Genomic DNA, 26126 nt, shown 5'->3' with positions numbered 1-26126 from the left:
CAAGCAATTCTTCTCCGATGGAGAAAGGGCCTCTCGCCGATGCGAAAGGCCCCTCGTTTCCGGTCAGGCGAAATGCGACTTCAGCGCATCCACGAGGTCCGTCTTCTCCCAGGAGAAGCCGCCGTCGGTCTCCGGCGCGCGGCCGAAATGGCCGTAGGAGGAGGTGCGGGCGTAGATCGGACGGTTGAGCTGGAGATGCTCGCGAATGCCGCGCGGGGTCAGGCGCATGATCTGCGGCAGAACCGCCTCCAGCTTGTCCTCCGCGACATTGCCCGTGCCATGCAGGTCGACATAGATCGACAGCGGCTCGGCGACGCCGATGGCGTAGGCGAGCTGCAGCGTGCAGCGGTCGGCAAGGCCGGCTGCGACGATGTTCTTGGCGAGATAGCGCGCGGCGTAAGCGGCCGAACGGTCGACCTTGGTCGGATCCTTGCCCGAGAAGGCGCCGCCGCCGTGCGGGGCCGCGCCGCCGTAGGTGTCCACGATGATCTTGCGGCCGGTGAGGCCGGCGTCGCCATCCGGGCCGCCGATGAAGAACTTGCCGGTCGGATTGACGTGCCAGACGGTGTTGTCGGTGATCCAGCCCTGAGGCAGCGCATCGCGGATATAGGGCTCGGCCAAAGCGCGAACGTCGGCGGGCGAGAGGCTCTCGTCGACATGCTGATGCGAAAGCACGATCTGCGTCGCCTCGACCGGTTTGCCGTCGACATAGCGCACGGTCACCTGGCTCTTGGCGTCGGGGCCGAGGCCCTTCTCCTTGCCGCTGTGACGCGCATGCGCCAGCTTCTCGAGGATCTTGTGCGAATAATAGAGCGGAGCAGGCATCAGATCGGGCGTCTCGCGCACGGCGTAGCCGAACATGATGCCCTGGTCGCCCGCGCCTTCGTCCTTATTGCCGCTGGCGTCGACGCCCTGGGCGATGTCGACGGATTGCTCGTGCAGCAGGACCTCGACCTTCGCGGTGTTCCAATGAAAACCGTGCTGTTCGTAGCCGATCGTGCGGATGGCGTTGCGGGCGATTTCGATGATCCGATCGAAGGGAATATGCGGGCCGCGCACTTCGCCGGCGATCACGACGCGGTTCGTGGTGGCGAGCGTCTCGGCGGCGACGCGAATGGCGTAAGGGTCGATGCCCGCCTTGGGGCCTTCCCGAAAAAATTCATCGACGATTTCGTCGGAGATGCGGTCACAGACTTTGTCCGGGTGGCCTTCGGAAACGGACTCGCTGGTGAAAAGATAATTCTTCCGGGTCACTTCAGAATCTCCCAATGGCCGCCAGCGCCCGATCCCTCGACGCGAAATGATCCGACGGTCTGGCCTTGGTCTGCCAGTCTGCGTTCGTTAGGTCAAGCCAAGTAAGCGGAAATCGTTCGATATAGAGAACTCGCCGGGCGCTCAGCCTTCGTCCGCGCTATTGCTATCGGCGAGCGTCGCCACAAGATCGAGCACCCGCTTGCGGATTTTGGGATCCTTGATTCGGGCGAAAGCCCGATTGAGGTGCAGCCCCTCGGCGGTGGACAGGAAGTCGACGACATATTGGGAGGAGGATTCGGCGAAACCGCCATTCCCCTCGGCTGCCCCGAGTGTGGGCGCGCCTTCGAAAAAAAACGACGGGGGAACATTGAGAGTTTTGGAAATTTGTTGTAACCGGCTTGCGCCGATACGATTTAATCCCTTCTCGTATTTTTGGACCTGCTGAAAGGTTAGGCCCAAGGCTTCGCCCAGCTTTTCCTGACTCATCTTCATCAGGATCCGTTGCATGCGCACCCGGCTGCCGACGTGACGGTCGATGGGATCTGGCGTCTTCTTCACTTCAACGACCTCCTGCCGCGTTTTAGCCGAACGGCGATCAATTGCAAACAGGCGATCGATTGGGTGCCGAATCCGAACAAATAATTCATTTTCTGACGCGTTTTCGTCAGTCCTTCCCGCGCGCCAAGTGCAACATCCGGGCGGACGAATATTTGTAGGCAAACTATTCTAAATGACAACAGGGGAGCAAAAACGCCCTTTTAACGCCGCCAGCGTCCGGTCATAGCGGCGGCCAGCACGAGCGCCCATAGTAACGGGAAGGCGATTGTCCCATGCCGCGCAAACAACGGCTCGGCTATCGCCTTCGGCAGACCTCCGTCAATCAGCCCTTCTTCGCCCAGCGGGAGCGAATCGACTGTCCGGCCGTATGGGTCGACGATCGCCGAAATGCCGGTGTTGGCGACGCGAACCAGAGGAAGCCCTTCCTCTATGGCGCGCAGGCGGGCTTGGGCGAAATGTTGATAAGGCCCGGGCGTCTTGCCGAACCAGCCGTCATTGGTGACGTTGAGAAGCAATTGCGGGCGTTTGCCCTCCTTGTCTCTGGCCGTCGCCTCGCCGGGGAAGACCGCCTCGTAGCAGACAAGCGGCGCCATCGTCGGCAGGCCAGGGGCTGCGAGCGTGCGTGGGCCCTGTCCCTGGTCCCATGTGCCGGGAACCAGATGCGAGACGCCGAGCGGCCGCAGCAATGCTTCGAGCGGCAAATATTCGCCAAAGGGGACGAGATGCATCTTGTCGTAGAAAGCGAGTATCCGGCCGCCCTGCAAGACCTCGATGGAATTGAAAATCTTCCCGCGTTTGCCGCCGCCGTCGCTCTCGATGCGCGCCGCGCCCGTGATCAGCACCTTGCCCTGCAGGGCGTGGGCGATGGCCGAGAGCGCCTGCGGCTCGCGCGATAGAATGTAGGGGAAGGCCGACTCGGGCCAGATGAGATGGGTGACGTCGGAAACGCCCGTGCGCTCGGGGCCGGTCGCGCGGTCGGAAAGCGCGAGATAATGTCTCAGGATGTCCTGTCCGTTCTCGGGGCGGAATTTGGCGTCCTGCGGCAGATTGGGCTGCATGAGCCGCAGCTTGACGCCCTCGACATATTCCGTCTCGCTCCTTGCGAGCCTTAACGCGCCATAGGCCGAGAGTCCGAAAAGCAGGAGGGCGGCCGACCAGGCGGCGGCGTTGGAGAGAAAGCGCTCGCCGGGGCGCCGGTCGACGATGGTGGCCGGCGCCGCGAAGATCACAATCGCGACAAGGTCGAGACCGTTGAGCCCGACGAGCGCGGCCGCCTGTCCGATCGGTCCGGCCTGCGCGAGCGCCATGCCGACGTCGTTCCAGGGAAAGCCCGTCAGAATATGGCCGCGCAGCCACTCCGAAGCGCTCAGCCCTGCGGCCAGCGCGAAAATCCTCAGGCTTCCCGACGACCATAAGAGACGCGATAGCGCGAAACCGAAAGCCGGGAAGAAGGCGAGCGCCGCCGGCAAGCCGATGACGGCAAGCGGGATCGCCCAGGCGAATTGGTCGGCCTCGACCAGCATGGCCGCGCCGAGCCACCAGAGGCTCGCGAGGAAATAGCCGAAGCCGAGCCACCATCCCGCCGCCGCGGCGGTCCGGATCGGGGCGAAGCCGAAGCGCCCGCCTTGCGCGGCGGCGCCGTCGATCAGCCACACGGCCGTCGTCAGCGGAATCGCCATGGCGGGCGCAAAATCGAAGGGCGGCAGAGCCAGCGCGCCGGCGGCGCCCGCGACGAAGGCGATCGCCCGTCGGGTCCAGCCGTCGGCGAGAATGATACGCTGCGGGAGAGACGACAACCCAGCCCGAGCGCTCATCAAATCAGCAATTTGCGCCATCGGTTTGGAGTCTCCCGCGAATCGGCGGTTCGACTCTAGCGGCTTTCGAGGCAAGGCAAAGGCCGAGACGCCGGGCGATTGATTTTATTGGCTATCGCCAGAAACGGACCGCGCGCCTTCAGGCGCGCTCTGTTACTGCGCGCCTGAAGGCGCACGGTCCCTCTGTTCTTATGGATGGCGCGCGCGCACCCGGAGCTTTCCGACTCTCCGCGGGTAAGCCTCCACAATCTCGAATTCGTGACTCTCGACCGGGGTCGCGATGACCTCGCCGCGCATGGGCACGCGCCCCGCGAGCCAGGCGACCAGTCCACCGATGGTCGTCACTTCCGCGGGCGTGTCCTCCAGGCGGAAGTCGACTCCGAGGCGATCGGTGACCTCGTCGAGATCGGCGCGCGCGTCGACGAGGAAATCGCCATTGTCGAGCTCCTCGATTTCCGGCGGCTCGGCGACGTCGTGTTCATCCTCGATGTCGCCGACGATCATTTCCATAATGTCTTCGATGGTGACGAGACCGTCGGTTCCGCCATATTCGTCGATGACCAGCGCGAGATGGGTGTGCGAGGCCTGCATGCGAACGAGCAGATCGAGCGCCGGCATGGAGCGAGGCACAAACAGCACGGGCTTGAGCAGATTGGCCTGAGACAGCGGCGTGTCGAAGTCGACCTTGGGTGTCGCCGCGCTATCGGCGCTTGCGTGTTTCTCGGCGCAAACCGCAAAGTAATTCACGAAGTCGCGGATGTGGATCATGCCGCGTGGATCGTCGAGCGTCTCGATATAAACAGGCAGGCGCGAATGGCCCGCGTCGCGGAAAATATGCAGCGCCTCGCGCAGCGTCGAATCCTGCGAGATGGCGACAATGTCGGCGCGCGGGATCATGGCGTCCTCGACGCGCAGATCGTGCAGGCCCAGCACATTTTTCAGCAGCGCGCGCTCGTGCGGCGTGACGTCGCCGGCGGTCTCCTCCAGCGCGTCCTCGATGTCCTCGCGCACGGAGGCGGGCGCGAGGCCCAGCAATCCGCGCAGGCGGTCCAGGAGCGTGAAGCGCGGCTCGTGCCGGCGACTTAAAGGCTCCTCGCCATTTTCAGATCGTGTCGACATGACCTTCGTTCAGTTCGCCCGCTTCATCCTCTTCGCCGGCCGCCTCGCCGGCGTAGGGGTCGCGCAAGCCCAACCGCGACGCGATCCGTCTTTCGAGGCTCTCCATTTCGTCGGCCTCGGCGGCAGTCTCGTGATCATAACCGATCAGATGCAGAAATCCATGGATGACCATATGGGCCGTATGTTCACGCAATGTTTTTTCCTGCTCCTCGGCCTCCCGCGCCACGGTTTCGAAGGCGATCACAATGTCGCCGAGGAGCGGACGTGCGGAGAGGGGCCCCGGCGTCGGGAAGGAGAGCACGTTGGTCGGCTTGTCCTTGCCGCGCCACTCGGCGTTGAGCTCATGGATCTCAGCATCGTCGCAGAATGTGACGCTGATTTCACAGCCCTCGACCAGCCGCGCGCCGCTCTCGGAGAGGCTCGCCTCGACGCAGTCGCGGGTGAGCGTCTCGATATCGTCGAAGCCCTCCCATGCGTCGGCGGAGACGTTGACGTCGATCTCTATATTCATAGGTCTCGCGGCTTGTTCTTGGCGCGGGCGGCGCGGTCATAGGCGCCGACAATCTGGCGCACGAGATCGTGGCGCACCACGTCGCCTTCGGAGAAGCGCACGCGGCCGACGCTGTCGATATCGGAGAGCAGCGAAATCGCCTCCGACAATCCGGAGACCTGGCCGGGCGGCAGGTCGGTCTGCGACGGATCGCCCGTCACGATCATGCGCGAGCCCTCGCCGAGGCGGGTGAGGAACATTTTCATCTGCATGGAGGTCGCGTTCTGCGCCTCGTCGAGGAGGATGCAGGCGCGCGCCAGCGTGCGGCCGCGCATGAAGGCGAGCGGCGCCACCTCGATGATGCCGGTCTGCATGCCGCGCTCGACCATGCGCGAATCCATGAAGTCGTGCAGCGCGTCGTAGATCGGGCGCAGATAAGGATCGACCTTCTCGCGCATGTCGCCGGGGAGGAACCCCAGCCGCTCGCCGGCTTCGACCGCCGGCCGCGAGAGGATGAGCCGCTCGACCGCGCCTTGCTCCATGAGCTGCACGGCGTGGCCGACCGCGAGCCAGGTTTTGCCGGTGCCCGCCGGGCCTTCGCCGAAGACCAGCTCGTAGCGCTTCATGGCGCGCAAATATTGGTCCTGCGCCGCGTTGCGGGCGCGCACCAGACCGCGTTTGCGGGTTATGAGCTGCTCGAAAGCGCCGCGCGCCGGCTCCGCGTCAGGGAAGAGGTTGCGCTGGCGCGCCGTTTCTTCGATCGCGCCGTCGACGTCGCCGAGCGCAATGGTCTGTCCCTTGGCGATGCGCTCGTAGAGCGCCTCGAGGACGCGTCGCCCATGTTCGCAGGCCTCGGCCTTGCCCTTGAGCGTGACGTGATTGCCATTGGCGAAAGAGGCGATCTTCAGCCGGCGCTCGATCTTGGCGAGATTCTGGTCGTAATGGCCGAAGACGAGAGAAGCATATTTATTGTTTTCGAAGGCCAGCGTGATTTCCGCATCGGGCTCGGCCGGTTCGTCCCGGCGAAGCCGCACATCGCCAATCGTTGTCAAGCCTTCGCCTCCTCGCCCTCGCTTATAAGCCTGCCCGCCAGCGAATTGGAGCCCGCCGCGACGATCGCGACTCGAGCCACTTCGCCGATCATGTCAGCGGGGCCGTTGACATGCACAGCTTGCATATAGGGACTTTTGCCACCGATTTGACCCTCGTGGCGGCCGGGTTTTTCGAACAAGACGTCGATCGTTTTGCCGACCGTCGCAGCGTTGAAAGCCTGGCGCTGTTCTTCCAGCAGCGCCTGAAGCGCGGCGAGACGCGCGCGCTTGACCTCTTCGTCGATTTGGTCCGCGCGCTCCGCGCCGGGCGTGCCGGGGCGGGGGGAGTATTTGAACGAGAAGCTCGATGCGAAGCCGGCTTCCCGCACGAGCGCCATGGTGGCCTCGAAATCTTCGTCCGTCTCGCCAGGGAAGCCCACGATGAAATCGGACGACATCGCCACATCCGGCCGCGCCTTGCGCAGTCGGGCGATGATGTCGAGATAGCCGGCAACCGTATGCTTGCGGTTCATGGCTTTGAGCACGCGGTCCGAGCCGGACTGCACGGGCAGATGGACAAAGGGCATGAGCTTTGGAATCGCCTCATGCGCGTCAATCAAATCCTGCGCCATGTCGACAGGATGACTGGTGGTGTAGCGCAGGCGCTTTATCCCCGGCATTTCTGCAAGGCGCCCCAGTAGGCTGGCGAGGCTCCACTCCGCGCCCTTTTCATCCACGCCGCAATAGGCGTTGACGTTCTGCCCGATGAGCGTGATCTCGCGCACCCCGGCGTCGACGAGGCGTCTGGTCTCGGCGACGATGTCGGCCACGGGCCGGGAGACTTCCGCGCCGCGCGTGTAGGGAACCACGCAGAAGGAACAGAATTTGTCGCAACCCTCCTGCACCGTGACGAAGGTGGAGACGCCGCGGGCGCGGATTTGCGCGCGGCTCGGCTGGGGCAGGGCGTCGAATTTATCTTCGACGGCGAATTCGGTGTCGGTGAGGCGTTGGCCGCCCTTTGCCTGTTTCAACAGATCGGGTAGGCGGTGGTAGCTCTGCGGGCCGACGACGAGATCGACCGCGCGCTGGCGCCTCAAGACCTCCTCGCCTTCGGCCTGCGCCACGCAGCCAGCGACGACGATCTTCATCTCGCGGCCGGAGGCCTCGCGTTCGCGCTTTTCGAGGGCGAGCTTGCCGAGCTCGGAGTAGATTTTCTCGGCCGCTTTCTCGCGGATATGGCAGGTATTGAGGATGACGAGATCGGCTTCGGCTTCGTCCGCGGTCTCGGCATAGCCCTCGCGGCCCAGCAAATCCGCCATGCGCGTCGCGTCATAGACGTTCATCTGGCAGCCGTAGGACTTGACCAGAACCTTGCCGCCCTCCGAAGGCGCCGACTCGGGCGCGGGCGACGGTAGCTCGGACGCGTTCTGAACCCGGGTGGAAATCTTGTCTGCTCCTTTGAGAGAGATCGTGCGACTCTCGGCTAGCCCCATTATAGGCGTTTTTCCAGGGCGCGCCGACTCGAATTATTTGGTCCGGCTCGAGAGGCGACGTCTCACTCTTCGCCTGCAAACATGCCCTCGATCTCCGAGGCGCCCATAGTATCGAAGTCGTCGGGGACTGAAATTCTCCCGGCGAGAAAACCAAGCCGCCGATCCTTTTTCTTCTCGGGCGCGCCGAGCGCGGTCACTTTGACCATCGGCTTTCCGGCCTTGGCGATGACGAAGGGCTCTCCTTTCGCGGCTTCCGCGACAAGGCGCGAAAGCTGTTTTTTGGCCTCTTGGATGTCGACAATACGCATGGGGGTCGAGCCTAGCCGGCTTGGTTGAGTTAGACTACGTCGGGCAATCAAGGTGAGCCATCTGGCGTTATTAGCCCCCATACCTCCCCTTTACGGGGAGGTCGGCGGCCGAAGGCCGCCGGGTGGGGTCCGCGCCGCTACGACAGTCGTTGGGGCTTTACCCCACCCGACGCCGCCATAGCCCGTCCTTTAAGACGGGCGTCTTAAAAGACGCCCTATGGCGGAGCCACCCTCCCCGTAAAGGGGAGGGATAAGCTCACCCCCGGCGCCCTCTTACATCTCCAGTCTCAAATTCACCGCCGCGCGCTTTGTCCCGTCGGCGCGCTGGTAATAGTTCTGTCGCCGTCCGATCTCCTTGAAGCCGAAGCGATAATAGAGCTTCACCGCCGCCTCGTTGTCGTCCGCGACTTCGAGAAACACCAGCCGCGCGCCGCCGCGCTCCAGGTTTTCAAGATGCCGATCGAGAATCATGCGGCCGAGCCCGACGCCGCGCCGCGCCGGGTCGACGGCGAAGGTCAGCACTTCGGCGTCCGGCGGCAGCAGGCGCGACAGGATGAAGCCGCCGAGCCTGCTTCTGGCGCCCTCGGTCACGGCGCCGTCGGCGATGATGTTGGGGTCGGTGAGATAGCTCTCGAAGTCGATCTTGGACCAGCCGAAGGCGAAGGAGGCGCCGTGGAGGACCTCGCATTCTTCCGCACGTTCGGCGCCGATGGGCCGAACGACAAAGGTCGGCTTGGCGAAAAAAGAAGCGATCAGGCTCATGGGTGGATTCTAGGCCTGCGCGGGCGCGGAGGCGAGCTTTTCGGAGGGAGTGATTGTTTGTGCGCTGCTTTCGGGCGCGGTCCCGGCGAGGGCGGTGGGCGGCGCGGCGTCGGCCTCGGCCGGCGCAGCCTCGGTCGTCTGCGCGGCCCCCGGCGGTTTGCCGGCGATCGTTACATCCGGCTCCTTGAGATAGAGCGGCTTGGCGGGCGCCGTCTCCGGCTTGGCGGCGAGGCCCAACCGAGCGACGAATTCGATGTCGGGCGCCGCCTGTTCGCTCACGATCTTCACGGCCATGCCGCACGAGCGGGCTTCCTTGGCGAGAAGCTCAGCGCCGGAGCCGATGAGAAGCAGCGGCCCGTCGCCCAGCGCCCGAAGCGCCTCATGCGCGCCGGCGCGGCGGGGCGTCAGCAAAGGGCGGCCGTCCGGGCCGAAGGCCGCGACAAACACCTTGCCGTGACGCGCGTCGATCGCCGCCGCGACCACGCTGTCGGCGGCGTCCAGAATAAGCGGCGCGGCCAGCGCCGCCAGCGTCGAGACGCCAACGACCTCGGCCTTGCAGGCGAGCGCAATGGCCTGGCCGGCGGCAAGACCGATCCGAATGCCGGTGAAGGAGCCGGGCCCCACGGCGATGGCGACGCGGTCGATGGTCGAGAAGCCGCCGTCAACCTTGCTCATGACCCGCTCGATGAGCGGCATGATCGCCTCCGCGTGACCGCGCTCCATGGCGATGGTCTCGGAAGCGATGGGCTGCTCCGCGTCGTGGTCGAGCACGCAGGCCGATACGGCGGGCAGGGCGGTGTCGATCGCAAGGATTCGCATGCGGGGAGCATATGACCCTTTGGGGCGCTCGATCAACAAAGGGCGAAGCTCCAATGTCACAGATTTTGAGAGGCGGCGGCTCGCCAACCTGGAGACGACATCATATGTGATATGATAGTGAGACGCCATGCGTCTTGTGCTGGACACCAATGTCGTGGTCGCTGCGCTGAGAAGCCCTCGCGGCGCCTCGGCGGAGCTGCTCCGGCTGGCGCGGGCGGGAGAGATTCGGTTGCTGGCGTCCGTTGCGCTGGTTGTCGAATATGAATCTGTCTGTCAGCGGAGCGAACACAAAAAGGCGGCGCAGCTCTCCACACGGGAGGTCCGCCAGTTTTTGAACGCGGTCGTCGAGTTGGTCGAGCCCGTCGATATCTGGTTCTTATGGCGGCCGCAGTTACGGGATCCAGGCGATGAGTTGGTTCTCGAGGCCGCCGTGAACGGTCGCGCCGCGGGGATCGCGACATTCAATAAGAAGGACTTCTCGCCCGCGTCTGATCGCTTTTGCGTCAACGTATTGACGCCGGGTGAATGGCTTGTGAGGCTAAGGCCATGAAGACAAAAGTGTCCGCCTATGCGCTCCGGCTTCCCGCTTCTTTGAAGGCGGAGGCCGAGAGGCTCGCAGCCGAAGACGGGGCGAGCCTCAATCAGTTCGTTTCCACAGCAGTGGCCGAAAAGGTTTCGGCCTTGCGGACCGCGCGATACTTCGCGGACCGCAAAGGCCGGGCGGATTGGGCCGCATTCGACAGGCTCATGTCGCGCGATACGGGAGAATCGCCTCGCGCAGGAGACGAGATCCCCGTGGAATACGCGCGCTCGAAGAAGAAGCCTTAAGCCGGCTCCACCGCCTTCACCTGCGGCACGAAATGGCGCAGCAGGTTTTCGATGCCGTTTCGCAGCGTCGCGGTCGAGGAGGGGCAGCCGGAGCAGGCGCCTTTCATGCCGAGATAGACGACGCCGTCGCGAAAGCCGCGGAAGACGATGTCGCCGCCGTCGCCGGCCACCGCCGGGCGCACGCGGGTCTCGATCAGCTCCTTGATGGTCGCGACCGTCTCGGCGTCGGCCGGATCGTAGAATTCGCCGCCATGGTCGGCCACTGTCGAGCCGCCGTCGGTGAAGAGCGGCGCGCCGGAAGCGAAATGCTCCATGATCGTGCCGAGGATCGCGGGCTTCAGATGCGCCCAGTCGGTCTCGTTCTTGGTCACGGAGACGAAGTCGCCGCCGTACATCACCGCCTCGACGCCGTCGATGGCGAGCAGCGCATGGGCCAGCGGGGCGTTGGCGGCGGCCTCGCGCGAGCGAAACTCCATCGCGCCCTGGCCGAGGACATTCTGGCCGGGGAGGAACTTCAGCGTGGCGGGGTTCGGGGTGGCTTCGGTCTGGATGAACATTGAGGGCCTCCTGCACCCGGTTCAAGGCCGGGGCTCTGGCGCGGGCTTTAGCACAGTTCGGGCTTGGCGCGATACGCTCGGCTTTTACGTGGGGTTTCAGTCCGCTGGCCGGGAGTCCCCGCGCCGCGCGCGCCAGCGATTGAGGGCGACGACCGACCACACGCCCTCGACGAGACCGAACGGCCAGGCGCCCTGCAGGAAGCCATAAATCGAGCCGAGCGCGCAGGAGGCGGAAAAGCCCAGCACGAACCAGTGACTGCGCTCCTCCAGCGCGTAAGTGAGCAGCATGGCGCTCACCGCGAAAAGGCCGAACAGGCTCAGAGCGTCCATAGGCCTCCTTTGGTCATGCGCCGCTCGCGCTTTGGCCAAGCATATTGCGTCCGGCCCATAAATCCACCACTCTGCAAACATGGACGAAGACGCCCTTCTCGCCGGGAACGCCTCCTATTACCGCGCTTTCGCCGCCCGCGACCTTCCCGCCATGGAGGCGATCTGGGCGGAAGAGGGGGTGAGCTGCGTGCATCCCGGCTGGCCGGCGCTCATCGGCCGGACGCCGGTCATCGCCTCCTATCGCGATATTTTCAGAAATCCCACGCAGGACGCCGTGGCCGCGCGCGATGAGAAGGTCTTGATCGAGGGCGTCGACGGTAGGGTGTTCTGCATCGAGGAAGTCGGCGGCGGATTGCTGCTCGCGACCAACTGGTTTCGCTCGGTCGAGGGAAAATGGCGGCTCCTGCATCATCAGGCGAGCCCGCTTGCCGTGGCGCCGACCGCGCCGTCGCGAGGGCCGAAGCCCTCGTTTCACTGATACCGTTTCCGGTTGAACAGCCCAGATCGGGGCCGCCTCGCCGTCATTGCGAGGAGCAAAGCGACGAAGCAATCCAGAGCCACGCGATGGACTTCGCTTCGCTCGCAATGACGGCGAGGCGGGGCCGGGGGCGGATCAGGTCTTTTCCCCCTCTGTCTCTTCGACCTTCTTCCGCCGCCACACCTTCTTCGGGTCGCGTCGCGGGCCTTCGACCAGCCGCACCACCAGGCCCCAGAGCGTGCGCACGTCCTGCTGGGTGAGGCCCATGCGGTGGAACATATTGCGCAGGTTTCGCGACATCACCGGCTTCTTGTCCAGGGGGCGGAAGAAGCCGCGCTTGTCGAGCTCCTCTTCGAGGAAGTCGAAAAACGCCAGCGTCATCTCGCGCGTCGCCGGCGGCGAGCGCTCCTCCTGCTCATAGGGCAAAGCGTCGCCATGGGCGGCGCGGAACCATTCGTAGCCGACGAGCAGCACGGATTGCGCGAGATTGAGCGAGGCGTAGGCGGGATTGACCGGGAAGGTCAGTATGGCGTCGGCAAGCGCCACATCGTCATTGTCGAGGCCGGTGCGCTCGGGGCCGAAGAGCATGCCATGTTTCTCTCCGCCCGCGACGCGCGCGGCCGTGTCGGCGAGCGCCTTGGCGGGGGGGAGCACCGGCTTCATCTGCCCGCGTCCGCGCGCAGTGGCGGCATAGACGAAATTGAGGTCGGCGATCGCCTCGCGCGTCGAGTCGTAGAGCTTGGCGCTTTCGAGCAGGTGGGTGGCGCCGGCGGCGGCGGCGTAGGCGCCCTTGCGGTAGGCGCCGGTGCGCGGCCAGCCCTCGCGGGGCGACACCAGGCGCAGATCCGAGAGGCCGAAATTGGCCATGGCGCGGGCGCACATGCCAATGTTCACGGCAAGCTGCGGGCGTACCAATATGATGGCTGGCCCGCCCGTGAGCGCCTGCTTGGTGTGATCCGTTCCCGCTCCGACCAACTTTTAGCTTCCTCTTGCAGAGAGATCGCTAATTAGGCTGAAGCGGCGCGCGGGGAAAGGGGGCCGCGGCTTTTCCGCAAACCAGGTCGCTTCCGCTAATTCGTCAGCCGCAGCTTGGACGCCGCCAGCGCCTTGTTGAAGAGCTGTTGCATGCCCTTTTGGATGTCGCCGGGAGTGGACGCCGTGAAGAAATAGTCGGGCGTCGCGCATTCCTGGAGATTGGGCGCAATATCGCTCGCGAAGGGGCCGATGAGCTTGTCATATTGCTCGGTTCCGACGAAAGGCACATAGGTCGTATAGACCACGGCGACGATGGCGTTCTTCTGTTTCAGCGCCGTGCAAGCGCCGCGCGGAAAAGCGCCGGTGTTCGCCTTGGTCATGTATTTTGGCCACCAGGAGAGCGGCTTTCCATATGGCGCGGACATTCCCTGCCAACCCGTATAAATGCCGTCGTCCACGCCATCGGTCACGATGAAGATAATCTCCTGGGGCGTTGTCGCCTTTTGTCCGTTCCCATTTCCGGAAACTTTGGTGTTGATCCATTTGATGGCGTCGCTTGTCTGCGTGCCGTCGTCGCTCGTGGGCAAATCGAGCGCCTTGACGGCCGAGGCGACTTTGTTGAGGTCCGTCGTCAGATCGACGAGCGTTGTGACCTGATGGTTGAAGGCGTGGGCGGCCATCTGGATATGGGTGCGGGCGTTGGACGCGGTCACCGTCTTGGCCGTGGCGATCAGAGCCGTGGTCGCGTCCCGCAATTCATCGATGCGGAAGCGAATGCCCTGCGCCTTGGGCTTGTCGTAATAGGTCGAAGACGAGCCATTTGTGTGACAGCCGAAAGCGCAGCCTGTCAGGTCCTCCATTCGGGAAATGTCGTCCGCAGTGGCGCCGATGCCCATCGACATGGAGCGGTCGAGCAGAAGGCGAATGTTGAGATAGATCTGGCTTCCGAGCGAAATATTCGAGGTGACGGTTCGGCCCACAGGGATCGACGAGAAGCCGATGAGCCCGGTCATGGCGGCGGGCGATTGCGCCGAATAGGTCACTGTCGCCGACCAGGAGCCGTCATTATTGGTCAGCGCGACGCTGCTGGACTGACTGGAGCGCGCGAAGGCCGTATCCGCGGCAAGGAAGTTGAGGCCGGCGCCCTCGCCGAGCTTCTTGATGTTGTCCGGCGTGCAAGGGCCGGTCGTGGAGCTCTTTGCGAGGCAATCGGCTTCCTGGAGCGCCGCCGCCCTCACGGCTGCGAGCGCGGCCGTATCCGCGAGCCGGGTAAAGCGCGTCCGCATCGTCGCGGCGCGGGTGTAGTCGATCGTCGCGCCGACGATCATGACGAGGGGAATCAGAGACAGGGCGAAGAGAATGGCGATCGAGCCGCGCTCGTCCGCCTGAAATCCGGCGCTCGTCCAAGGGAAACCTTTGTTTTTCACGCCTTCCAACTCCGCCGAATAAAAACTACGGGCAAAGTGAAAGGGAGACGTTGAGCTTTCCTTTACAGAATAGGCGTGTGGCGCAGTTGATGCTTGTCGGATGTGGTGCAAAGTCGGCGAAAAGGGAAGGATTTTCAAGGTATTGGAGGCTGGAGACGCCTCGGCGCGTCTCTTTCAGCCATAGTTTACAGCCTATTCCTGAAAATCCACACATCCCAGGCGCCGCTTTCCCTGGCGTCGAGCCGGGGATATAAGGCGCGCGCAGCTTGAGGATCGATCAAACATGCAGAAGATCAAGGTGGCCAATCCTGTCGTCGAGCTCGACGGCGACGAAATGACTCGCATTATTTGGGCCTTTATCAAGGACAAGCTGATCCGGCCCTATCTCGACATCGACCTTCTCTATTACGATCTCTCGATCCAAAGTCGCGACGCCACCAACGATCAGATCACGATCGACGCCGCCAACGCCATCAAGCAGCATGGCGTCGGCGTGAAATGCGCGACAATCACGCCCGACGAAGCGCGCGTGAAAGAATTCGGCCTCAAGGAAATGTGGAAATCGCCGAATGGCACGATCCGCAACATCCTCGGCGGCGTCATCTTCCGCGAGCCGATCATCTGCAACAACGTGCCGCGGCTTGTGCCGCATTGGACGCAGCCGATCGTCGTCGGCCGTCATGCCTTCGGCGATCAATATCGCGCCACGGATTTCAAAGTGCCGGGCAAGGGCCGTCTCACCATCAAATTCGAGGGCGAGGACGGGCAGGTCATCGAGAAGGAAGTCTTCAAATACCCGGGCGCCGGCGTCGCCTTGTCGATGTACAATCTCGACGAGTCGATCCTCGAATTCGCCCGCGCGACCTTCAACTACGGCCTCCAGCGCAAATTCCCGGTCTATCTCTCGACCAAGAACACGATCCTCAAGGCCTATGACGGCCGCTTCAAGGACATTTTCCAGGACGTCTATGAGAGCGAGTTCAAGTCGCAATTCGAGACGCTGGGGCTTTGGTACGAGCATCGCCTGATCGACGACATGGTGGCTTCGGCGCTCAAATGGGCGGGCGGCTATATTTGGGCCTGCAAGAACTACGATGGCGACGTGCAGTCCGACATTGTCGCGCAGGGTTTCGGCTCGCTCGGCCTCATGACCAGCGTGCTGATGTCGCCCGACGGCAAGACGGTCGAGGCCGAAGCCGCTCATGGCACGGTGACGCGCCATTACCGCGAGCATCAGAAGGGCCACGAGACCTCGACGAATTCCATCGCCTCGATTTTCGCCTGGACGCGCGGCCTCGCTCACCGCGCCAAGCTCGACGGCAATGAGGAGCTCGCGCGCTTTTCGCAAACGCTCGAGGAGGTTTGCGTGAAGACGGTCGAAGCCGGCTTCATGACGAAGGATCTGGCGCTCCTCGTCGGCCATCATCAAAGCTGGCTGTCGACGACGGGATTCCTCGACAAGGTGGACGAAAATCTCCGCAAGGCGATGGAATAACTTCTCATCGTCGCCGCGGCGCGTCTCGCCGCAATCCGGCGACGCATGAATATAAGTGAGATTGTAAGTGTCACGCGCCGCGTCTATATAGGCGCGCCAATGGTCCAACGAGGGGATTCTCGGCCATGTCGGTGGAGCTGGACGAAGCCTATAAACCTTCCGACGACGAGCCTTTCATGTGCGATCGGCAGCGCGAATATTTTCGTCGCAAGCTGCTGGCGTGGAAAGAAGACATTCTCCAGGAAAGCCGCGAGACATTGGCGGCGCTTCAAAACGAGAATGAAAACCATCCCGACCTCGCCGATCGCGCCTCATCCGAGACCGATCGCGCGATCGAGCTGCGCGCCCGCGACCGGCAGAGAAAGCTCATCGCCAAGATCGACGCGGCGCTCGGGCGTCTCGACGACGGCACATATGGCTATTGCGAGGAGACGGGCGATCCGATCTCCTTGAAGCGGCTCGATGCGCGGCCGATCGCGACGCTCTCCATCGAGGCGCAGGAGCGCCACGAAAGGCGCGAAAAGGTCTATCGGGACGACTGACGCCATTTCCGTTTGAACAGCTCGCATTGAAGGTTGTCATTCCCGGCGGGCTGAAAAGCCCGACCGGGAATCCAGAGCCAAAATCGCAGTAGCTGCCCTGGATTCCCGATCACTCGCTGCGCGAGCGTCGGGAATGACACTGAACCAATCAAGCGGATCACCAACAATTAGAAAGGGCGTCGCCGGTTGGCGACGCCCTTCTTTTTTATTCCTTCTCGGGCCGGCCGAGCAGGCGGGCCATTTCGGCTTCCAGCGACTCCAGCGGATCGACCTCTGCGGGCGCCGGCGGGGCTGGCGGGGGCGCCGATGGTCGCGCCGGGCCCGGCGGCGGCGCTGGCGGAGGAGCCGGAGGCCGGGCCTGGGCCGGCGCCGGCGGGGCGGCTGGCGGTTCGGCGACTGGAGCCGGCGCAGCAGGGGGCTGCGGAGGCGCCGGCGGGGCGGCTGGTTTCGGGCCGGGCGGCGGAGCCTCGGTTTTCGGCTGGATCAGCCGCTGGGTGCGCGCCAGGAAGGGCGGCGTCGCAGGTCGCGACGGGGCGCCAGGGCGTGGCGGCGGCGCCGGCGGCGGCGCAGCAGGACGGGGCGGCGGCGGGGCGGCCGTCGGTCCGGCGGGCGGCGGCGCGGGAGCGGGCTCCGGCGCTGTGGGCTTCGAGGGGGCGGGCGCGAACAGGTCCGGCGGCAGGTTGAGCGGCCCTGGAACGGCAGGTTTGGGAACGGGCCCCGGCGCGGGCTCGGCGGGAGGGCCGGGCGGCCAGGCGGTCGCCGGCGCCGCGCCGCGCGCCTCGGCAGGCGCACGAACGGGCGCTTCGGCGCGTGCGAACGATCCCTCGACGAGGAGGTCGTTCGGCCCGCCGATCAGCAGCAAATGTTCGATGTTATCGCGACGGACGATGACGAGCTGACGCTCACGATCGAGGTCGAAGACGTCGACAACATCCAGGCGACGCGGTCCTTTTTTCGCTGCATCCGAGCGAATCTTTCGTCCAAACAGTAGACGGAAGATATAAAGAACCAGAAGCGCGGCGATGAGGAACGCCACGATTGCTCCGAGAACCGGTAGCAGTTGTGAGAATCTGTCTTGCATGAACCGCAGGTCTCTCTTCGAACGCGCTGAACCTTGCCAAATTATCAGCTTTTCTGGCAAGCGGGCCCAAAAGGTTAATCAATGGTTAACGCTTATGGGGCGGAAACCGAAATTGCCCGGCGCGCGGTTGCTATCTTGCGCGTGCGCAGCCATTCTTGCACACGAATCTGAAAGAGTTCTCAAACTTAGCAATTTTGCCGGCGTCGCTTCGATGCGCGGCTCATTAACCATATTCTGGCATGCAGACCGAATCGTCCGCGAGCAGGCTTCGCGGGCGCGATGGGCGGGGCGTAGGGGATGAGCGAGAGGGCAGCGTCGTCTGCATTTGACCGAAGCGAGCGACCGGGAAGCGCCGGGCTCGTGCTGACGTTCGCCATCGCGATTCTGACGGTTTCGGTCGGCTATTTCCTCGCGCCGACCGCCATGGCGCCGCGGCTCGTCATGCTGGCCCTCGCGCTCTTCGGCGTCGCCGGCGTGTTCTCGCTTTTCGCCTATGCCGTCGGGCTCATACAATTTTCGTCCCGCATTCCGCGCAACGACGTCACCAAGCTCATTGCCGACACGACCACCGAAGGCCTGGTCGTCACTAAGGGCGATATGCAGATTGTCTACGCCAATGAAGCTTACATGGAGCTCTGCGGCGCCCGCGACCCCTCCGGCCTGCAAGCCGTCGAACGGCTCTTTTCGGGCCCTCCGGAAGTCTCCGAAGCAATCTATCGGCTGGCGCAGGCCGCGCGCTCGGGAAGAGCCCATGTCGAAGATCTGCGCTTGTCGCCGCCGCTCACCGGCGCCGGCGCGGTCGGCTGGTATCGCATCAAGGTGCGGCCCTTGCCGGAGGCCGGCCAGCGCGCGACGCTGTGGGGCGTCGCCGACGTCACGAGCGAGCGGCAGCGGCAGGAGGGCGTGTTTCAGGAGCTCCAGCACGCCATCGACTTTCTCGACCATGCGCCGGCAGGCTTTTTCTCGTCCACGCCCGACGGCGCCGTTTCTTATATGAATAAGACGCTCGCCGGCTGGCTCGGCTACGATCTCACCCAGGTGGGCTCGGGGGGCGCAAGTCTCGCCGCCATCGTCGCCAATAATGGCGCGGCGTTGCTGGCCGCCGTCTCCGGCTCGCCGGGAGAGGTCCGCACGGAGCAGATCGACCTCGATCTGCGCTGCAAGAACGGCCGCTCCTTGCCGGTGCGGCTCCTCCACCAGGTGGCTTTCGGCCAGGACGGCGTCGCCGGCGCCTCGCGGACGCTCGTCCTCAACCGCACCGCCGGTGAGAAACCGGAAGAAGGGCTGCGCGCCGCCGAGGTGCGTTTCGCGCGCTTCTTCAATTCGACGCCCATGGCCATTGCGACGCTCGACGCGCAGGGCCGCGTGCTCGACTCCAACGCCGCCTTCGCCAAGCTGCTCCCCAAGGCGGCGCTTCACGGCAAGGAGGGCTGGTCGCTGCTCGCGGGCCTCTCGGAGAGCGACGCGCAGGCTTTGCGCAAGGCGATCGAGGAGGCGGTCGAAGGCAAGAGCGACGTCAAGCCGGTCAATGTGTCCTTCGAGGAAGGGGCGGGACCGCGCTCGGCCCGCTTCTTCGCGTCTGCGGCGGAGGATTCCGGCCAGAAGGGCGCGACCCTCTATGCGCTCGACACCACCGAGCAGCGTAAGCTGCAGGAGGAATTCGCCCAGTCGCAGAAGATGAACGCCGTCGGCCAGCTCGCCGGCGGCATCGCCCATGACTTCAACAATATGCTGACGGCGATCATCGGCTATTCCGATCTTCTGCTCTCGAACCACCGGCCAACCGACCCAGCGTTCCGCGACATCCGCCAGATCAAGGAGACCGCGAATCGCGCGGCCGGCCTGACCCGCCAGCTCCTCGCCTTCTCGCGTCGCCAAACGCTGCGGCCGCAAGTCCTTCAGCTCGGCGACGCTCTTTCCGAGCTGCAAAATCTGCTGCGCCGGATCGTCGGCGAGAAGAACGAGCTCGATCTGCGGCAGGGGCGCGATCTGTGGTTCGTGAAGGCCGATCTCACGCAATTCGAGCAGGTCATCATCAATCTCGTCGTCAACGCGCGCGACGCCATGGCGGACACGGGCGGCCGCGTGCAGATCCGCACGCGCAACGTCACAAAGGACGACTGCGCCGGCTTCAACGAGATTCATCTCGTTCCGGCGGATTATGTGCTGGTCGAGGTCGAAGATTCCGGCAGCGGCATTCCGCCTGAGGTGATGGAGAAGATTTTCGAGCCCTTCTTCACCACCAAAGAGGTCGGCAAAGGCACAGGCCTCGGTCTCTCGACCGTCTTCGGCATCGTCAAACAGTCCGGCGGCTTCATCTTCGCGCAGAGCGAAGTCGGCAAGGGCACGGTCTTCCGCATCTTCATGCCGCGCTTCATCCCCGAAGAGAAGGAAGCGCCGAAGCCGGAGGCCGAGGCGCCGAAAGCCGCGGCCGATTATACGGGGCAGGGCGTCATCCTCCTCGTCGAGGACGAGGACGCGGTGCGCTCCATCGGCGCGCGCTCGCTCAAGTCGCGCGGTTTCACGGTGCTGGAGGCTTCCACCGGCCTCGAAGCGCTGGAGGTTGTCGAGGAGGTCGGCGGCAAGATCGACCTCATCGTCTCGGACGTGGTCATGCCCGAGATGGACGGGCCGGCCATGTTCGCCGAATTGCGCAAGCGCGGCGTCACGGCCAAGGTAATTTTCGTGTCGGGCTACGCTGAGGAGGCTTTCGCGAAGAATTTGCCCGAAGGCGATTTTGGTTTCCTGCCCAAACCATTCTCGATCAAGCAGCTCATCGAGACGGTGAAATCGCATATGGCGGCGCAGAGCGGGTAGCCACCGCCGTCATTGCGAGGAGCAAAGCGACGAAGCAATCCAGAGCCGCGTCACGGCCCTGGATTGCTTCGCTTCGCTCGCAATGACGGCGCTTACATTCATTTTATTGGCCTGTAGTCATGACAAAGATCGATTTTAAAAAAGCTTCTCCAGCGCTTTATCGCGCCCCGACAAATCGCTTCGCGCTCGTCGAGGTTCCGGCGATGCATTTCGTCATGGTCGACGGCGCCGGCGATCCCAATACCGCGCCGGCCTACAAGCAGGCGGTCGAATGGCTCTTCTCTGTGAGCTACGCGATGAAATTCGCCGCGAAGGCGTCGCTCGGCAATGACTATGTCGTGCCGCCGCTCGAAGGCTTGTGGGAGGCGGATGATCCGGCTGATTTTGTCACGCGCCGCAAGGACCGCTGGCGCTGGACGATGATGATCCGGGCGCCGGATTTCCTGGACGACGCCATGTTTGGCGCCGCGGTTGAAAGGTCAAAAAAGAAGCTCGGGACGCCTCCTGATAGCCTGCGCATGGAAATCTACGACGAAGGTCCGTCGCTCCAAATATTGCACATCGGCGCCTATGACCACGAAGGACCGGCGCTCGCGCGGCTGCATCACGAGGAAATGCCGTCGCGGGGGTATGTCTTCGCTGGCAGGCATCACGAAATCTATCTGAGCGATCCGCGCAAGCCCGAGCCCGCGAAATTGAGGACCATTCTCCGGCAGCCTGTCAGGCGCGGCGCATAGGGGGCGCTGGACCGCGAGCCTTTAGGCTCGCTCGAAGGATGCGAGCCTAAAGGCTCGCGCAGGGTGCTGACAAAGTGGCGATGACGCCCCTCGTGCTTCGAGACGCCTGCTACGCAGGCTCCTCAGCATGAGGAGCTTCTGAAACCTCATCAAACACTTAGGCCTCACCCTGAGGAGCGAGCGACGATCGCGTCTCGAAGGGCGAGGCGCCTCGGAGGTTTGTCAACAATCTGAGCGAGCCTGAAGGCTCGCGGTCCAAGGGGCTTGCTACAACGTCGGCGCCACCACGCGGACCCGGCGCTTCACGCCATCGGGACCGACGACGTCGCGGAAAACCTCCGGCCCGCCGGTCGTCACGCTTCCCTCAGCGCCGCGCAGGCCGGCGTTGGCCGCGGCGGGCGTGGGCGGCAGGGAAAGCGCTGGCTTCTTCGCGCGCGGATCGCCGGGCAGAATCGGGCGCGATAATTGCTCCGCCTGTTCGGCCGTGACCATCTGGTCTTTCTTGTTGCGCTCGGCGAGGATGCGTTCGGCCTCGGCCAGCGCTTCAGTCCAACTCTGCCCCTTGGGCTTGCAGCCGCAGGAGGCGTCGTAGCTCTTCTCGAATTTGTGCGCGTTCGGGAGATCCCCATAGGCCTCGCCGTCGATCGAAATCGCCGATTCGAGCCCCTTCGATTGCGATTGCGTGTAGAGCTTGGCCTCCGTTCCCGGACACATCGACTTGCAGAGCGTGTTGAGATCGTCGAGCTGCCCGCTTCTGGCCGAATAGGTGATCGGGAAGAAACCGCCGTCGCACGTCCGCACGCAGATCGCCATGGGGCCGCCCTGCGGGCGTCCATCGACGAATTGACCGTCTCCTTCGTAATCCGGGTCGAGCGTCTGATAGCCTGGATCGTCGGGCGCCTCCCGATAACCTGGCGCCGGCTCTGGCTGCCGGACCCCGAAAAGCTCCTCGAAGAAGCTCTTGGGCTCGGGCTCGCGCGCCGACGCGCGCTGGTTGCGGCAATCGACCTCATAGCGCGCCATGAGCGCCTGTCTTTGGCTGTCGTCGGCGGCCCCCTGCTCATAGGCGGCGATGCTGCCCTGCAAGGAGCTTAGCCGCGCGCTGATCGGCGCGCATTGCGCCGGCGGCGGGTTGCCGAAGAACAGGAATTGCTCGCGGTCGCAGCCCATGGCCCGGCCTTTGGCGGCGAGGCGGCCATATTCGCCCCGCTGCTTGGCTGCGGCGGCGCGGTAGCGCGCGGCCATGCCCTCGGCGCCCGCCTTGGCGATCTGGCCGCGTAGATCTGTGCAATAGGCGCTTTCGGCCCGCGCGCTCCCGCCAGGAAGGAAGACGAGGGCGCAGAGCGCCAACGCCAGGAATATGCGGGTCGTCGTCGGCCCCAAGGTCGGCCTCATCTCGTGCTCCGGCTGCCGGCCCGGCGCGACTACGGTCATCAAGCGCCCAAGCTCAAGAATCGCTGGGCGGCTCGAGCATATCCGCTTTTTCGCGCCGCCGATCAATCTTACGGGGCGTTCCCCCGTTGGTCGAAGGATCTTTCGTCCTTCGCGCCGCCGCCTGTGGCGGCTCTTTCAGGATGCGTGCGTCCGACATCCGATCGCCTTGGATTCTCTCCTGTATCATGTCGGCAGCAAGGCGATTACGAGGCCCGCGCCGCGCCATTTTTTTGCACGGGCGCAGCCTCCGGCACTTCCCATGCGCCAAGTCCTCGCCCATATCCGGCGCGACGGCATTGGAGACCGGCTTATGAAGACGAACCGTTTTGGCGCGATATTCTCGATTGCTTTCGCAGCCGCGCTCGGCGCGAGCGCGGCCTGCGCGCAGGAAGGGCCGGACCTGATCTTCCGCAAGTCGACCGACTTCAAGCTGCTGACGCCCAACGACAAGCTCGCGACCTATGTCGTCGACGATCCGCTCATCGACGGCGTCGCCTGCGCTTTTACGGCGCATGAAAAGGGCGGCGTCGCCGGCATGTTCGGCGTGGCTGAGCAGACCTCGGAGGTTTCGCTCGCCTGCAGCCAATTCGGGCCGATCAAGCTGCGCGCCGGCAAGGAGAACGAGAAATTCACGCAAGGCGATCTCGCCATCAGCGAGCGGCGGTCGCTGTTCTTCAAGCAGATGCACATCGCGCGCGGCTGCGACACGCGGCGCAACGTGCTCGTCTACATGGTCTATTCGGACAAGCTGGTCGAGGGCTCGCCGGAGAATTCGACGTCGACCGTGGCCATCCAGCCCTGGGGCGGGGGCGAGCCCGCCAAATGCGCGAATTGGGTGAGATAGGGTTTATTCCGAGCAGGAGACCACCGCCGCGCCCGGCTTGACCGGCTCGCGCGGCGCGTCGGCTCCGATAGAGGCCGTGATGTCCTCGGCGCGGCCATAGGCCTTCGCCGGACCATGGCCGTGAGATTCACACCAGGCGTCGGCCACGATTTTTCCGCACTCGGATTTCTGGGTGAGGCAATCCAGCACGCCATAGCCGTCGTCATCGACGACAATATAGGAGGCCGGAGCCGCCTGGGCGCTAGAGAAATAAGCCGCCGAGACGAGAAGCCCCGCGACGAGGCGCGGCAGAAAAGACTTTTCGTATTTCGACGAGAGTTTGAACATGCCAGCGCCCGCTCCAGGGCCGCCAAAGACATCGGGCGGCGTATGGTTAAAACTATCGGAACGCGGTTAATCATGCGTTAAGGCGCCACGATCCTGCCGCAAATGCAGCGGGAGCGCGGCAGGGGTTTTGCGCGAGCCCGGAGCGGCGTGACGCGCTCTTGCGCGCTGCGAAAGCGCGCTTGACGCGGCGGCGGTTTCGGGCGCATGGTCGCCGCCATGACGCTTCCCATGCCGCTCTCCTGCCGAATTTGTGGCCGGATCATTATCAGCTAGCAACCCAGGCTGGCCGGAGCCGTCACGTCCTCGAACTGACATGAAACGCGCCGGCTCAAGCTGGCGACAGAGGTTTTCATGTCGACGCCCGCGCTCAAAATCTACAATACGCTGACGCGAACGAAGGAGGCTTTCGAGCCCATCGATCGCAACAATGTGCGCATGTATGTCTGCGGGCCGACGGTCTATGATTACGCCCATATCGGCAATGCAAGGCCGCTGATCGTCTTCGACGTGCTCTACCGCCTGCTGCGGCATCTCTACGGCGAGAGCCATGTCAAATACGTCCGCAACATCACCGACGTCGACGACAAGATCAACGCGCGCGCGGCGCAGCGCGGCATTACGATCCGCGAGCTGACCGAAGAGACCAACAAGGTCTTTCAGGAAGACGTGCGGGCGTTGGGCTGCCTCGAGCCCGACGTGCAGCCGCGCGCGACGGAACATATCGCGCAGATGATCGCGATCATCGAACGGCTGATCGCATCCGGCCACGCCTATGCGGCCGATGGACATGTGCTGTTCGACGTGCCGTCGATGCCGGCCTATGGGCGCCTGTCACGCCGCTCGCTCGATGAAATGCTCGCCGGCGCGCGCGTGGACGTCGCGCCCTATAAGCGCGGCGACATGGATTTCGTGCTGTGGAAGCCCTCGAAAGAGGGCGAGCCGGGCTGGGAGTCGCCATGGGGCAGGGGGCGCCCGGGCTGGCATATCGAGTGCTCGGCGATGTCCTGGAAACATCTCGGCGAGACCTTCGACATCCACGGCGGCGGCATCGATCTCGTCTTCCCGCATCACGAGAACGAGATCGCGCAATCATGTTGCGCTTTTGGGCAAGACGTGATGGCGAATTACTGGATGCATAATGGGTTCCTGCAGGTCGAGGGCGAGAAGATGTCCAAGAGCCTGGGGAATTTTATCACAATCCGGGAGTTGCTACGAAGCTACCACGGAAACGTAGTGCGCTTGACAATGTTGAAGACCCATTATCGTCAGCCGATCGACTGGACGCGCACGGAAATGGAGGCGTCAGAGCGCGAATTGGCCGCCTGGACTCATGCGATCGAGTATCAGGGGATCAATCCTAATCTTGTTAGTGGGCTTGGCGAACTTACAGACGAAGCGTGTATCGTAGCACTTTCTGACGATCTGAATACACCCGAAACTGTTACGAGGTTGCGTGAACTCGGGAAAGCGGCCGAACAACATCATTCTGCAGCAATGAAACTATTTGCAACCCTCAATTTTATGGGATTCCGGGATCTCCACAAAAGCGGTTTCTATACGAGAGCGTTAGCGTCTTATTCTGACTTCGTAGCCACGAACGAGGGCTACTTCGATATGATTTTATTCCGTAATTTGACGGCCAATAACGTCATTGCCGAGCTTTCAGGGCTAACCTCAAAACTCAAGTCGCAAGGAGTTACGTTGACAGTGGACCAGACGGGGCGCCCCGAGGTCGTTTCGTTTTCATCCGAAAAGTCACGCATTGAATCTCTGATCGCCTCCCGCCTCGCCGCCCGCGCCGCCAAGAACTGGGCCGAGTCCGATCGCATCCGCGACGAGCTCGCGGCGATGGGCATTGCGCTCAAGGACAATAAGGACGGTACGACGAGTTGGGAGGTGAAGCGGTGAGCGGACTCCCCCCCACCCGGCCCGCTGCGCGGGCCACCCTCCCCGTAAAGGGGAGGGATTGGAGCCCCGAGTCTTGGGTTCCTTCTGAAGCGCTGATGCAGTCGCAAGCCAGCGTCGTTATTGGCGGCGCCGATGCAGTCCCATCCCTCCCCTTTACGGGGAGGGTGGCGCGCGAAGCGCGACGGGTGGGGCCCGACCCCGACGGCCGGGTTGGCTGAACCATGTCCGTCGCCCGCGCCCGCGCTCTGCGCAAGACCATGACGCCGCAGGAGGTGAAGCTCTGGGTGCAGCTACGCAAGCTGCGGCCTGAGGGCTTCCACTTCCGCCGTCAGGCGCCGCTCGACGGCTATGTGCTCGACTTCGTCTGCTTCAAATACAAAATGATCATCGAAGTGGATGGCTCTCAGCATGGCGAGGACGTGGGGTTGCGCAACGATACAAGGCGTGACGCGCATTTTGCCTCGCAGGGCTTTCGCACGCTGCGGTTTTGGAATCCCGAGGTGGATTCCAATCTGCATGGAGTCGTCGAGACGATTTTGGCGCGGGCGCGTGAGCCTATGCCGGAGGCGCCGTGATCCTCCCCCCCACCCGGCCCGCTTCGCGCGCCACCCTCCCCGCGAGGGGGAGGGATTGGAGGCCTACGATTTGCGCTCTTTCTGACGCGTCGGGGCGATCGCCAGCCGGCGGCATGAGCGGCG

27 protein-coding genes are annotated in these 26126 nt (G+C 63.8%); 10 read left to right on the top strand and 17 right to left on the bottom strand.

All coding sequences use genetic code 11. From position 1 onward, the window contains the following. Positions 1–63 precede the first annotated feature (63 nt). The 10 genes from metK to tsaB all read right to left on the bottom strand — a co-directional run bounded on the left by metK (position 64) and on the right by tsaB (position 9648). Positions 64–1254 carry a methionine adenosyltransferase gene (gene metK, locus QNA11_RS07140; protein ID WP_283482479.1) on the bottom strand — a complete coding sequence of 397 codons (1191 nt, stop codon included), beginning with the start codon at positions 1252–1254 and terminating at the stop codon, positions 64–66. Between the two features lie 141 nt (positions 1255–1395). Further along, entirely contained in the window at positions 1396–1812 is a 417-nt protein-coding gene (locus tag QNA11_RS07135; RefSeq protein WP_202072679.1) for a helix-turn-helix domain-containing protein, read from the bottom strand. A gap of 200 nt (positions 1813–2012) precedes the next feature. Next, positions 2013–3647, bottom strand: a complete 1635-nt coding sequence (lnt, locus tag QNA11_RS07130) for an apolipoprotein N-acyltransferase (RefSeq protein WP_283482478.1) — start codon at positions 3645–3647, stop codon at positions 2013–2015. Positions 3648–3815: 168 nt separating this feature from the next. Further along, on the bottom strand, positions 3816–4745 hold the full coding sequence (locus tag QNA11_RS07125) for a hemolysin family protein (RefSeq protein ID WP_283482477.1): 930 nt from the start codon (positions 4743–4745) through the stop codon (positions 3816–3818). Then, a complete protein-coding gene (gene ybeY / locus QNA11_RS07120) occupies positions 4729–5256 on the bottom strand; it encodes an rRNA maturation RNase YbeY (RefSeq protein ID WP_283482476.1) in 528 nt (175 codons plus the stop codon). The genes QNA11_RS07125 and ybeY overlap by 17 nt, the downstream gene beginning before the upstream one ends. Continuing rightward, positions 5253–6287: a PhoH family protein gene (locus QNA11_RS07115; protein ID WP_283482475.1), complete on the bottom strand. Its 1035-nt coding sequence runs from the start codon at positions 6285–6287 to the stop codon at positions 5253–5255. Before QNA11_RS07115 ends, ybeY begins: the two co-directional genes overlap by 4 nt. Beyond that, positions 6284–7759 (bottom strand): tRNA (N6-isopentenyl adenosine(37)-C2)-methylthiotransferase MiaB, encoded by a 1476-nt coding sequence (gene miaB / locus QNA11_RS07110; protein ID WP_283482474.1) that lies wholly within the window; start codon positions 7757–7759, stop codon positions 6284–6286. Before miaB ends, QNA11_RS07115 begins: the two co-directional genes overlap by 4 nt. Positions 7760–7821: 62 nt before the next feature. Then, on the bottom strand, positions 7822–8067 hold the full coding sequence (locus QNA11_RS07105; protein ID WP_202072685.1) for a type II toxin-antitoxin system Phd/YefM family antitoxin: 246 nt from the start codon (positions 8065–8067) through the stop codon (positions 7822–7824). Between the two features lie 273 nt (positions 8068–8340). Next, positions 8341–8829, bottom strand: coding sequence for a GNAT family N-acetyltransferase (locus QNA11_RS07100; protein WP_283482473.1), 489 nt, complete (start codon positions 8827–8829; stop codon positions 8341–8343). Positions 8830–8838: 9 nt separating this feature from the next. Further along, on the bottom strand, positions 8839–9648 hold the full coding sequence (gene tsaB, locus QNA11_RS07095; protein ID WP_283482472.1) for a tRNA (adenosine(37)-N6)-threonylcarbamoyltransferase complex dimerization subunit type 1 TsaB: 810 nt from the start codon (positions 9646–9648) through the stop codon (positions 8839–8841). A 127-nt stretch (positions 9649–9775) separates the two neighbouring features. Between tsaB and QNA11_RS07090 the strand changes: the two genes are divergently transcribed. Together QNA11_RS07090 and QNA11_RS07085 are read left to right on the top strand one after the other, a co-directional pair. Further along, a complete protein-coding gene (locus QNA11_RS07090) occupies positions 9776–10198 on the top strand; it encodes a putative toxin-antitoxin system toxin component, PIN family (RefSeq protein ID WP_283482471.1) in 423 nt (140 codons plus the stop codon). Further along, positions 10195–10476 carry a YlcI/YnfO family protein gene (locus tag QNA11_RS07085; protein ID WP_283482470.1) on the top strand — a complete coding sequence of 94 codons (282 nt, stop codon included), beginning with the start codon at positions 10195–10197 and terminating at the stop codon, positions 10474–10476. Before QNA11_RS07090 ends, QNA11_RS07085 begins: the two co-directional genes overlap by 4 nt. On the opposite strand, the gene QNA11_RS07080 is transcribed toward QNA11_RS07085, so the two are convergent. Together QNA11_RS07080 and QNA11_RS07075 are read right to left on the bottom strand one after the other, a co-directional pair. Next, the gene (locus QNA11_RS07080) at positions 10473–11033 is read right to left on the bottom strand and encodes a NifU family protein (RefSeq protein WP_281931640.1); all 561 of its coding nucleotides are present in this window, start codon (positions 11031–11033) and stop codon (positions 10473–10475) included. The genes QNA11_RS07085 and QNA11_RS07080 overlap by 4 nt on opposite strands. A gap of 96 nt (positions 11034–11129) precedes the next feature. Beyond that, on the bottom strand, positions 11130–11363 hold the full coding sequence (locus tag QNA11_RS07075; protein WP_283482469.1) for a hypothetical protein: 234 nt from the start codon (positions 11361–11363) through the stop codon (positions 11130–11132). Between the two features lie 79 nt (positions 11364–11442). Between QNA11_RS07075 and QNA11_RS07070 the strand changes: the two genes are divergently transcribed. Then, positions 11443–11841, top strand: a complete 399-nt coding sequence (locus QNA11_RS07070; RefSeq protein WP_283482468.1) for a nuclear transport factor 2 family protein — start codon at positions 11443–11445, stop codon at positions 11839–11841. A 135-nt stretch (positions 11842–11976) separates the two neighbouring features. On the opposite strand, the gene QNA11_RS07065 is transcribed toward QNA11_RS07070, so the two are convergent. Both QNA11_RS07065 and QNA11_RS07060 read right to left on the bottom strand, forming a co-directional pair. Next, positions 11977–12816 (bottom strand): RNA methyltransferase, encoded by an 840-nt coding sequence (locus QNA11_RS07065; protein WP_283482467.1) that lies wholly within the window; start codon positions 12814–12816, stop codon positions 11977–11979. A gap of 95 nt (positions 12817–12911) precedes the next feature. Continuing rightward, complete coding sequence (locus QNA11_RS07060; RefSeq protein WP_283482466.1) at positions 12912–14243, bottom strand: pilus assembly protein; 1332 nt, start codon at positions 14241–14243, stop codon at positions 12912–12914. A gap of 283 nt (positions 14244–14526) precedes the next feature. On the opposite strand from QNA11_RS07060, the gene QNA11_RS07055 reads away from it, so the two are divergent. Then, entirely contained in the window at positions 14527–15738 is a 1212-nt protein-coding gene (locus QNA11_RS07055) for an NADP-dependent isocitrate dehydrogenase (RefSeq protein WP_281931648.1), read from the top strand. A gap of 125 nt (positions 15739–15863) precedes the next feature. Further along, positions 15864–16280 carry an RNA polymerase-binding protein DksA gene (dksA, locus tag QNA11_RS07050; RefSeq protein WP_202072695.1) on the top strand — a complete coding sequence of 139 codons (417 nt, stop codon included), beginning with the start codon at positions 15864–15866 and terminating at the stop codon, positions 16278–16280. A 205-nt stretch (positions 16281–16485) separates the two neighbouring features. Here the strand turns inward: dksA and QNA11_RS07045 are convergent, their stop codons facing one another. Beyond that, positions 16486–17361 (bottom strand): hypothetical protein, encoded by an 876-nt coding sequence (locus QNA11_RS07045; RefSeq protein WP_283482465.1) that lies wholly within the window; start codon positions 17359–17361, stop codon positions 16486–16488. Positions 17362–17658: 297 nt separating this feature from the next. Here QNA11_RS07045 and cckA point away from each other — a divergent pair, with 297 nt between their 5' ends. Both cckA and QNA11_RS07035 read left to right on the top strand, forming a co-directional pair. After that, positions 17659–20178, top strand: a complete 2520-nt coding sequence (gene cckA, locus QNA11_RS07040; RefSeq protein WP_283482464.1) for a cell cycle histidine kinase CckA — start codon at positions 17659–17661, stop codon at positions 20176–20178. Between the two features lie 119 nt (positions 20179–20297). Beyond that, on the top strand, positions 20298–20915 hold the full coding sequence (locus tag QNA11_RS07035) for a GyrI-like domain-containing protein (RefSeq protein ID WP_283482463.1): 618 nt from the start codon (positions 20298–20300) through the stop codon (positions 20913–20915). Between the two features lie 267 nt (positions 20916–21182). Here the strand turns inward: QNA11_RS07035 and QNA11_RS07030 are convergent, their stop codons facing one another. Beyond that, the gene (locus QNA11_RS07030; protein WP_283482462.1) at positions 21183–22310 is read right to left on the bottom strand and encodes a DUF2865 domain-containing protein; all 1128 of its coding nucleotides are present in this window, start codon (positions 22308–22310) and stop codon (positions 21183–21185) included. A gap of 349 nt (positions 22311–22659) precedes the next feature. Here QNA11_RS07030 and QNA11_RS07025 point away from each other — a divergent pair, with 349 nt between their 5' ends. Further along, positions 22660–23193, top strand: coding sequence for a CreA family protein (locus tag QNA11_RS07025; RefSeq protein WP_283482461.1), 534 nt, complete (start codon positions 22660–22662; stop codon positions 23191–23193). A 3-nt stretch (positions 23194–23196) separates the two neighbouring features. Here the strand turns inward: QNA11_RS07025 and QNA11_RS07020 are convergent, their stop codons facing one another. Next, positions 23197–23520: a hypothetical protein gene (locus QNA11_RS07020; RefSeq protein WP_283482460.1), complete on the bottom strand. Its 324-nt coding sequence runs from the start codon at positions 23518–23520 to the stop codon at positions 23197–23199. Positions 23521–23871: 351 nt separating this feature from the next. On the opposite strand from QNA11_RS07020, the gene cysS reads away from it, so the two are divergent. Then, positions 23872–25428, top strand: coding sequence for a cysteine--tRNA ligase (cysS, locus tag QNA11_RS07015; protein ID WP_283482459.1), 1557 nt, complete (start codon positions 23872–23874; stop codon positions 25426–25428). 221 nt (positions 25429–25649) lie between these two features. Next, the gene (locus QNA11_RS07010) at positions 25650–26003 is read left to right on the top strand and encodes an endonuclease domain-containing protein (RefSeq protein ID WP_283482458.1); all 354 of its coding nucleotides are present in this window, start codon (positions 25650–25652) and stop codon (positions 26001–26003) included. The last annotated feature ends 123 nt before the right edge of the window (positions 26004–26126 follow it).

It is taken from the genome of Methylocystis sp. JR02, assembly GCF_030063565.1.
GTDB classification, from domain to species: Bacteria; Pseudomonadota; Alphaproteobacteria; order Rhizobiales; family Beijerinckiaceae; genus Methylocystis; species Methylocystis iwaonis.
Note: the sequence above shows the minus strand (reverse complement) of the source record. Positions and strands in the feature narration are given on the sequence as shown.

Excerpts from the sequence above, each read along its gene's own strand:
- lnt (WP_283482478.1), bottom strand. The coding sequence starts at position 3,647 with ATGGCGCAAATTGCTGATTTGATGAGCGCTCGGGCTGGGTTGTCGTCT.
- QNA11_RS07125 (WP_283482477.1), bottom strand. The coding sequence starts at position 4,745 with ATGTCGACACGATCTGAAAATGGCGAGGAGCCTTTAAGTCGCCGGCAC.
- ybeY (WP_283482476.1), bottom strand. The coding sequence starts at position 5,256 with ATGAATATAGAGATCGACGTCAACGTCTCCGCCGACGCATGGGAGGGC.
- miaB (WP_283482474.1), bottom strand. The coding sequence starts at position 7,759 with ATGGGGCTAGCCGAGAGTCGCACGATCTCTCTCAAAGGAGCAGACAAG.
- QNA11_RS07105 (WP_202072685.1), bottom strand. The coding sequence starts at position 8,067 with ATGCGTATTGTCGACATCCAAGAGGCCAAAAAACAGCTTTCGCGCCTT.
- QNA11_RS07100 (WP_283482473.1), bottom strand. The coding sequence starts at position 8,829 with ATGAGCCTGATCGCTTCTTTTTTCGCCAAGCCGACCTTTGTCGTTCGG.
- tsaB (WP_283482472.1), bottom strand. The coding sequence starts at position 9,648 with ATGCGAATCCTTGCGATCGACACCGCCCTGCCCGCCGTATCGGCCTGC.
- QNA11_RS07090 (WP_283482471.1), top strand. The coding sequence starts at position 9,776 with ATGCGTCTTGTGCTGGACACCAATGTCGTGGTCGCTGCGCTGAGAAGC.
- QNA11_RS07085 (WP_283482470.1), top strand. The coding sequence starts at position 10,195 with ATGAAGACAAAAGTGTCCGCCTATGCGCTCCGGCTTCCCGCTTCTTTG.
- QNA11_RS07080 (WP_281931640.1), bottom strand. The coding sequence starts at position 11,033 with ATGTTCATCCAGACCGAAGCCACCCCGAACCCCGCCACGCTGAAGTTC.
- QNA11_RS07075 (WP_283482469.1), bottom strand. The coding sequence starts at position 11,363 with ATGGACGCTCTGAGCCTGTTCGGCCTTTTCGCGGTGAGCGCCATGCTG.
- QNA11_RS07070 (WP_283482468.1), top strand. The coding sequence starts at position 11,443 with ATGGACGAAGACGCCCTTCTCGCCGGGAACGCCTCCTATTACCGCGCT.
- QNA11_RS07055 (WP_281931648.1), top strand. The coding sequence starts at position 14,527 with ATGCAGAAGATCAAGGTGGCCAATCCTGTCGTCGAGCTCGACGGCGAC.
- dksA (WP_202072695.1), top strand. The coding sequence starts at position 15,864 with ATGTCGGTGGAGCTGGACGAAGCCTATAAACCTTCCGACGACGAGCCT.
- QNA11_RS07045 (WP_283482465.1), bottom strand. The coding sequence starts at position 17,361 with ATGCAAGACAGATTCTCACAACTGCTACCGGTTCTCGGAGCAATCGTG.
- cckA (WP_283482464.1), top strand. The coding sequence starts at position 17,659 with ATGAGCGAGAGGGCAGCGTCGTCTGCATTTGACCGAAGCGAGCGACCG.
- QNA11_RS07035 (WP_283482463.1), top strand. The coding sequence starts at position 20,298 with ATGACAAAGATCGATTTTAAAAAAGCTTCTCCAGCGCTTTATCGCGCC.
- QNA11_RS07030 (WP_283482462.1), bottom strand. The coding sequence starts at position 22,310 with ATGAGGCCGACCTTGGGGCCGACGACGACCCGCATATTCCTGGCGTTG.
- QNA11_RS07025 (WP_283482461.1), top strand. The coding sequence starts at position 22,660 with ATGAAGACGAACCGTTTTGGCGCGATATTCTCGATTGCTTTCGCAGCC.
- QNA11_RS07020 (WP_283482460.1), bottom strand. The coding sequence starts at position 23,520 with ATGTTCAAACTCTCGTCGAAATACGAAAAGTCTTTTCTGCCGCGCCTC.
- cysS (WP_283482459.1), top strand. The coding sequence starts at position 23,872 with ATGTCGACGCCCGCGCTCAAAATCTACAATACGCTGACGCGAACGAAG.
- QNA11_RS07010 (WP_283482458.1), top strand. The coding sequence starts at position 25,650 with ATGTCCGTCGCCCGCGCCCGCGCTCTGCGCAAGACCATGACGCCGCAG.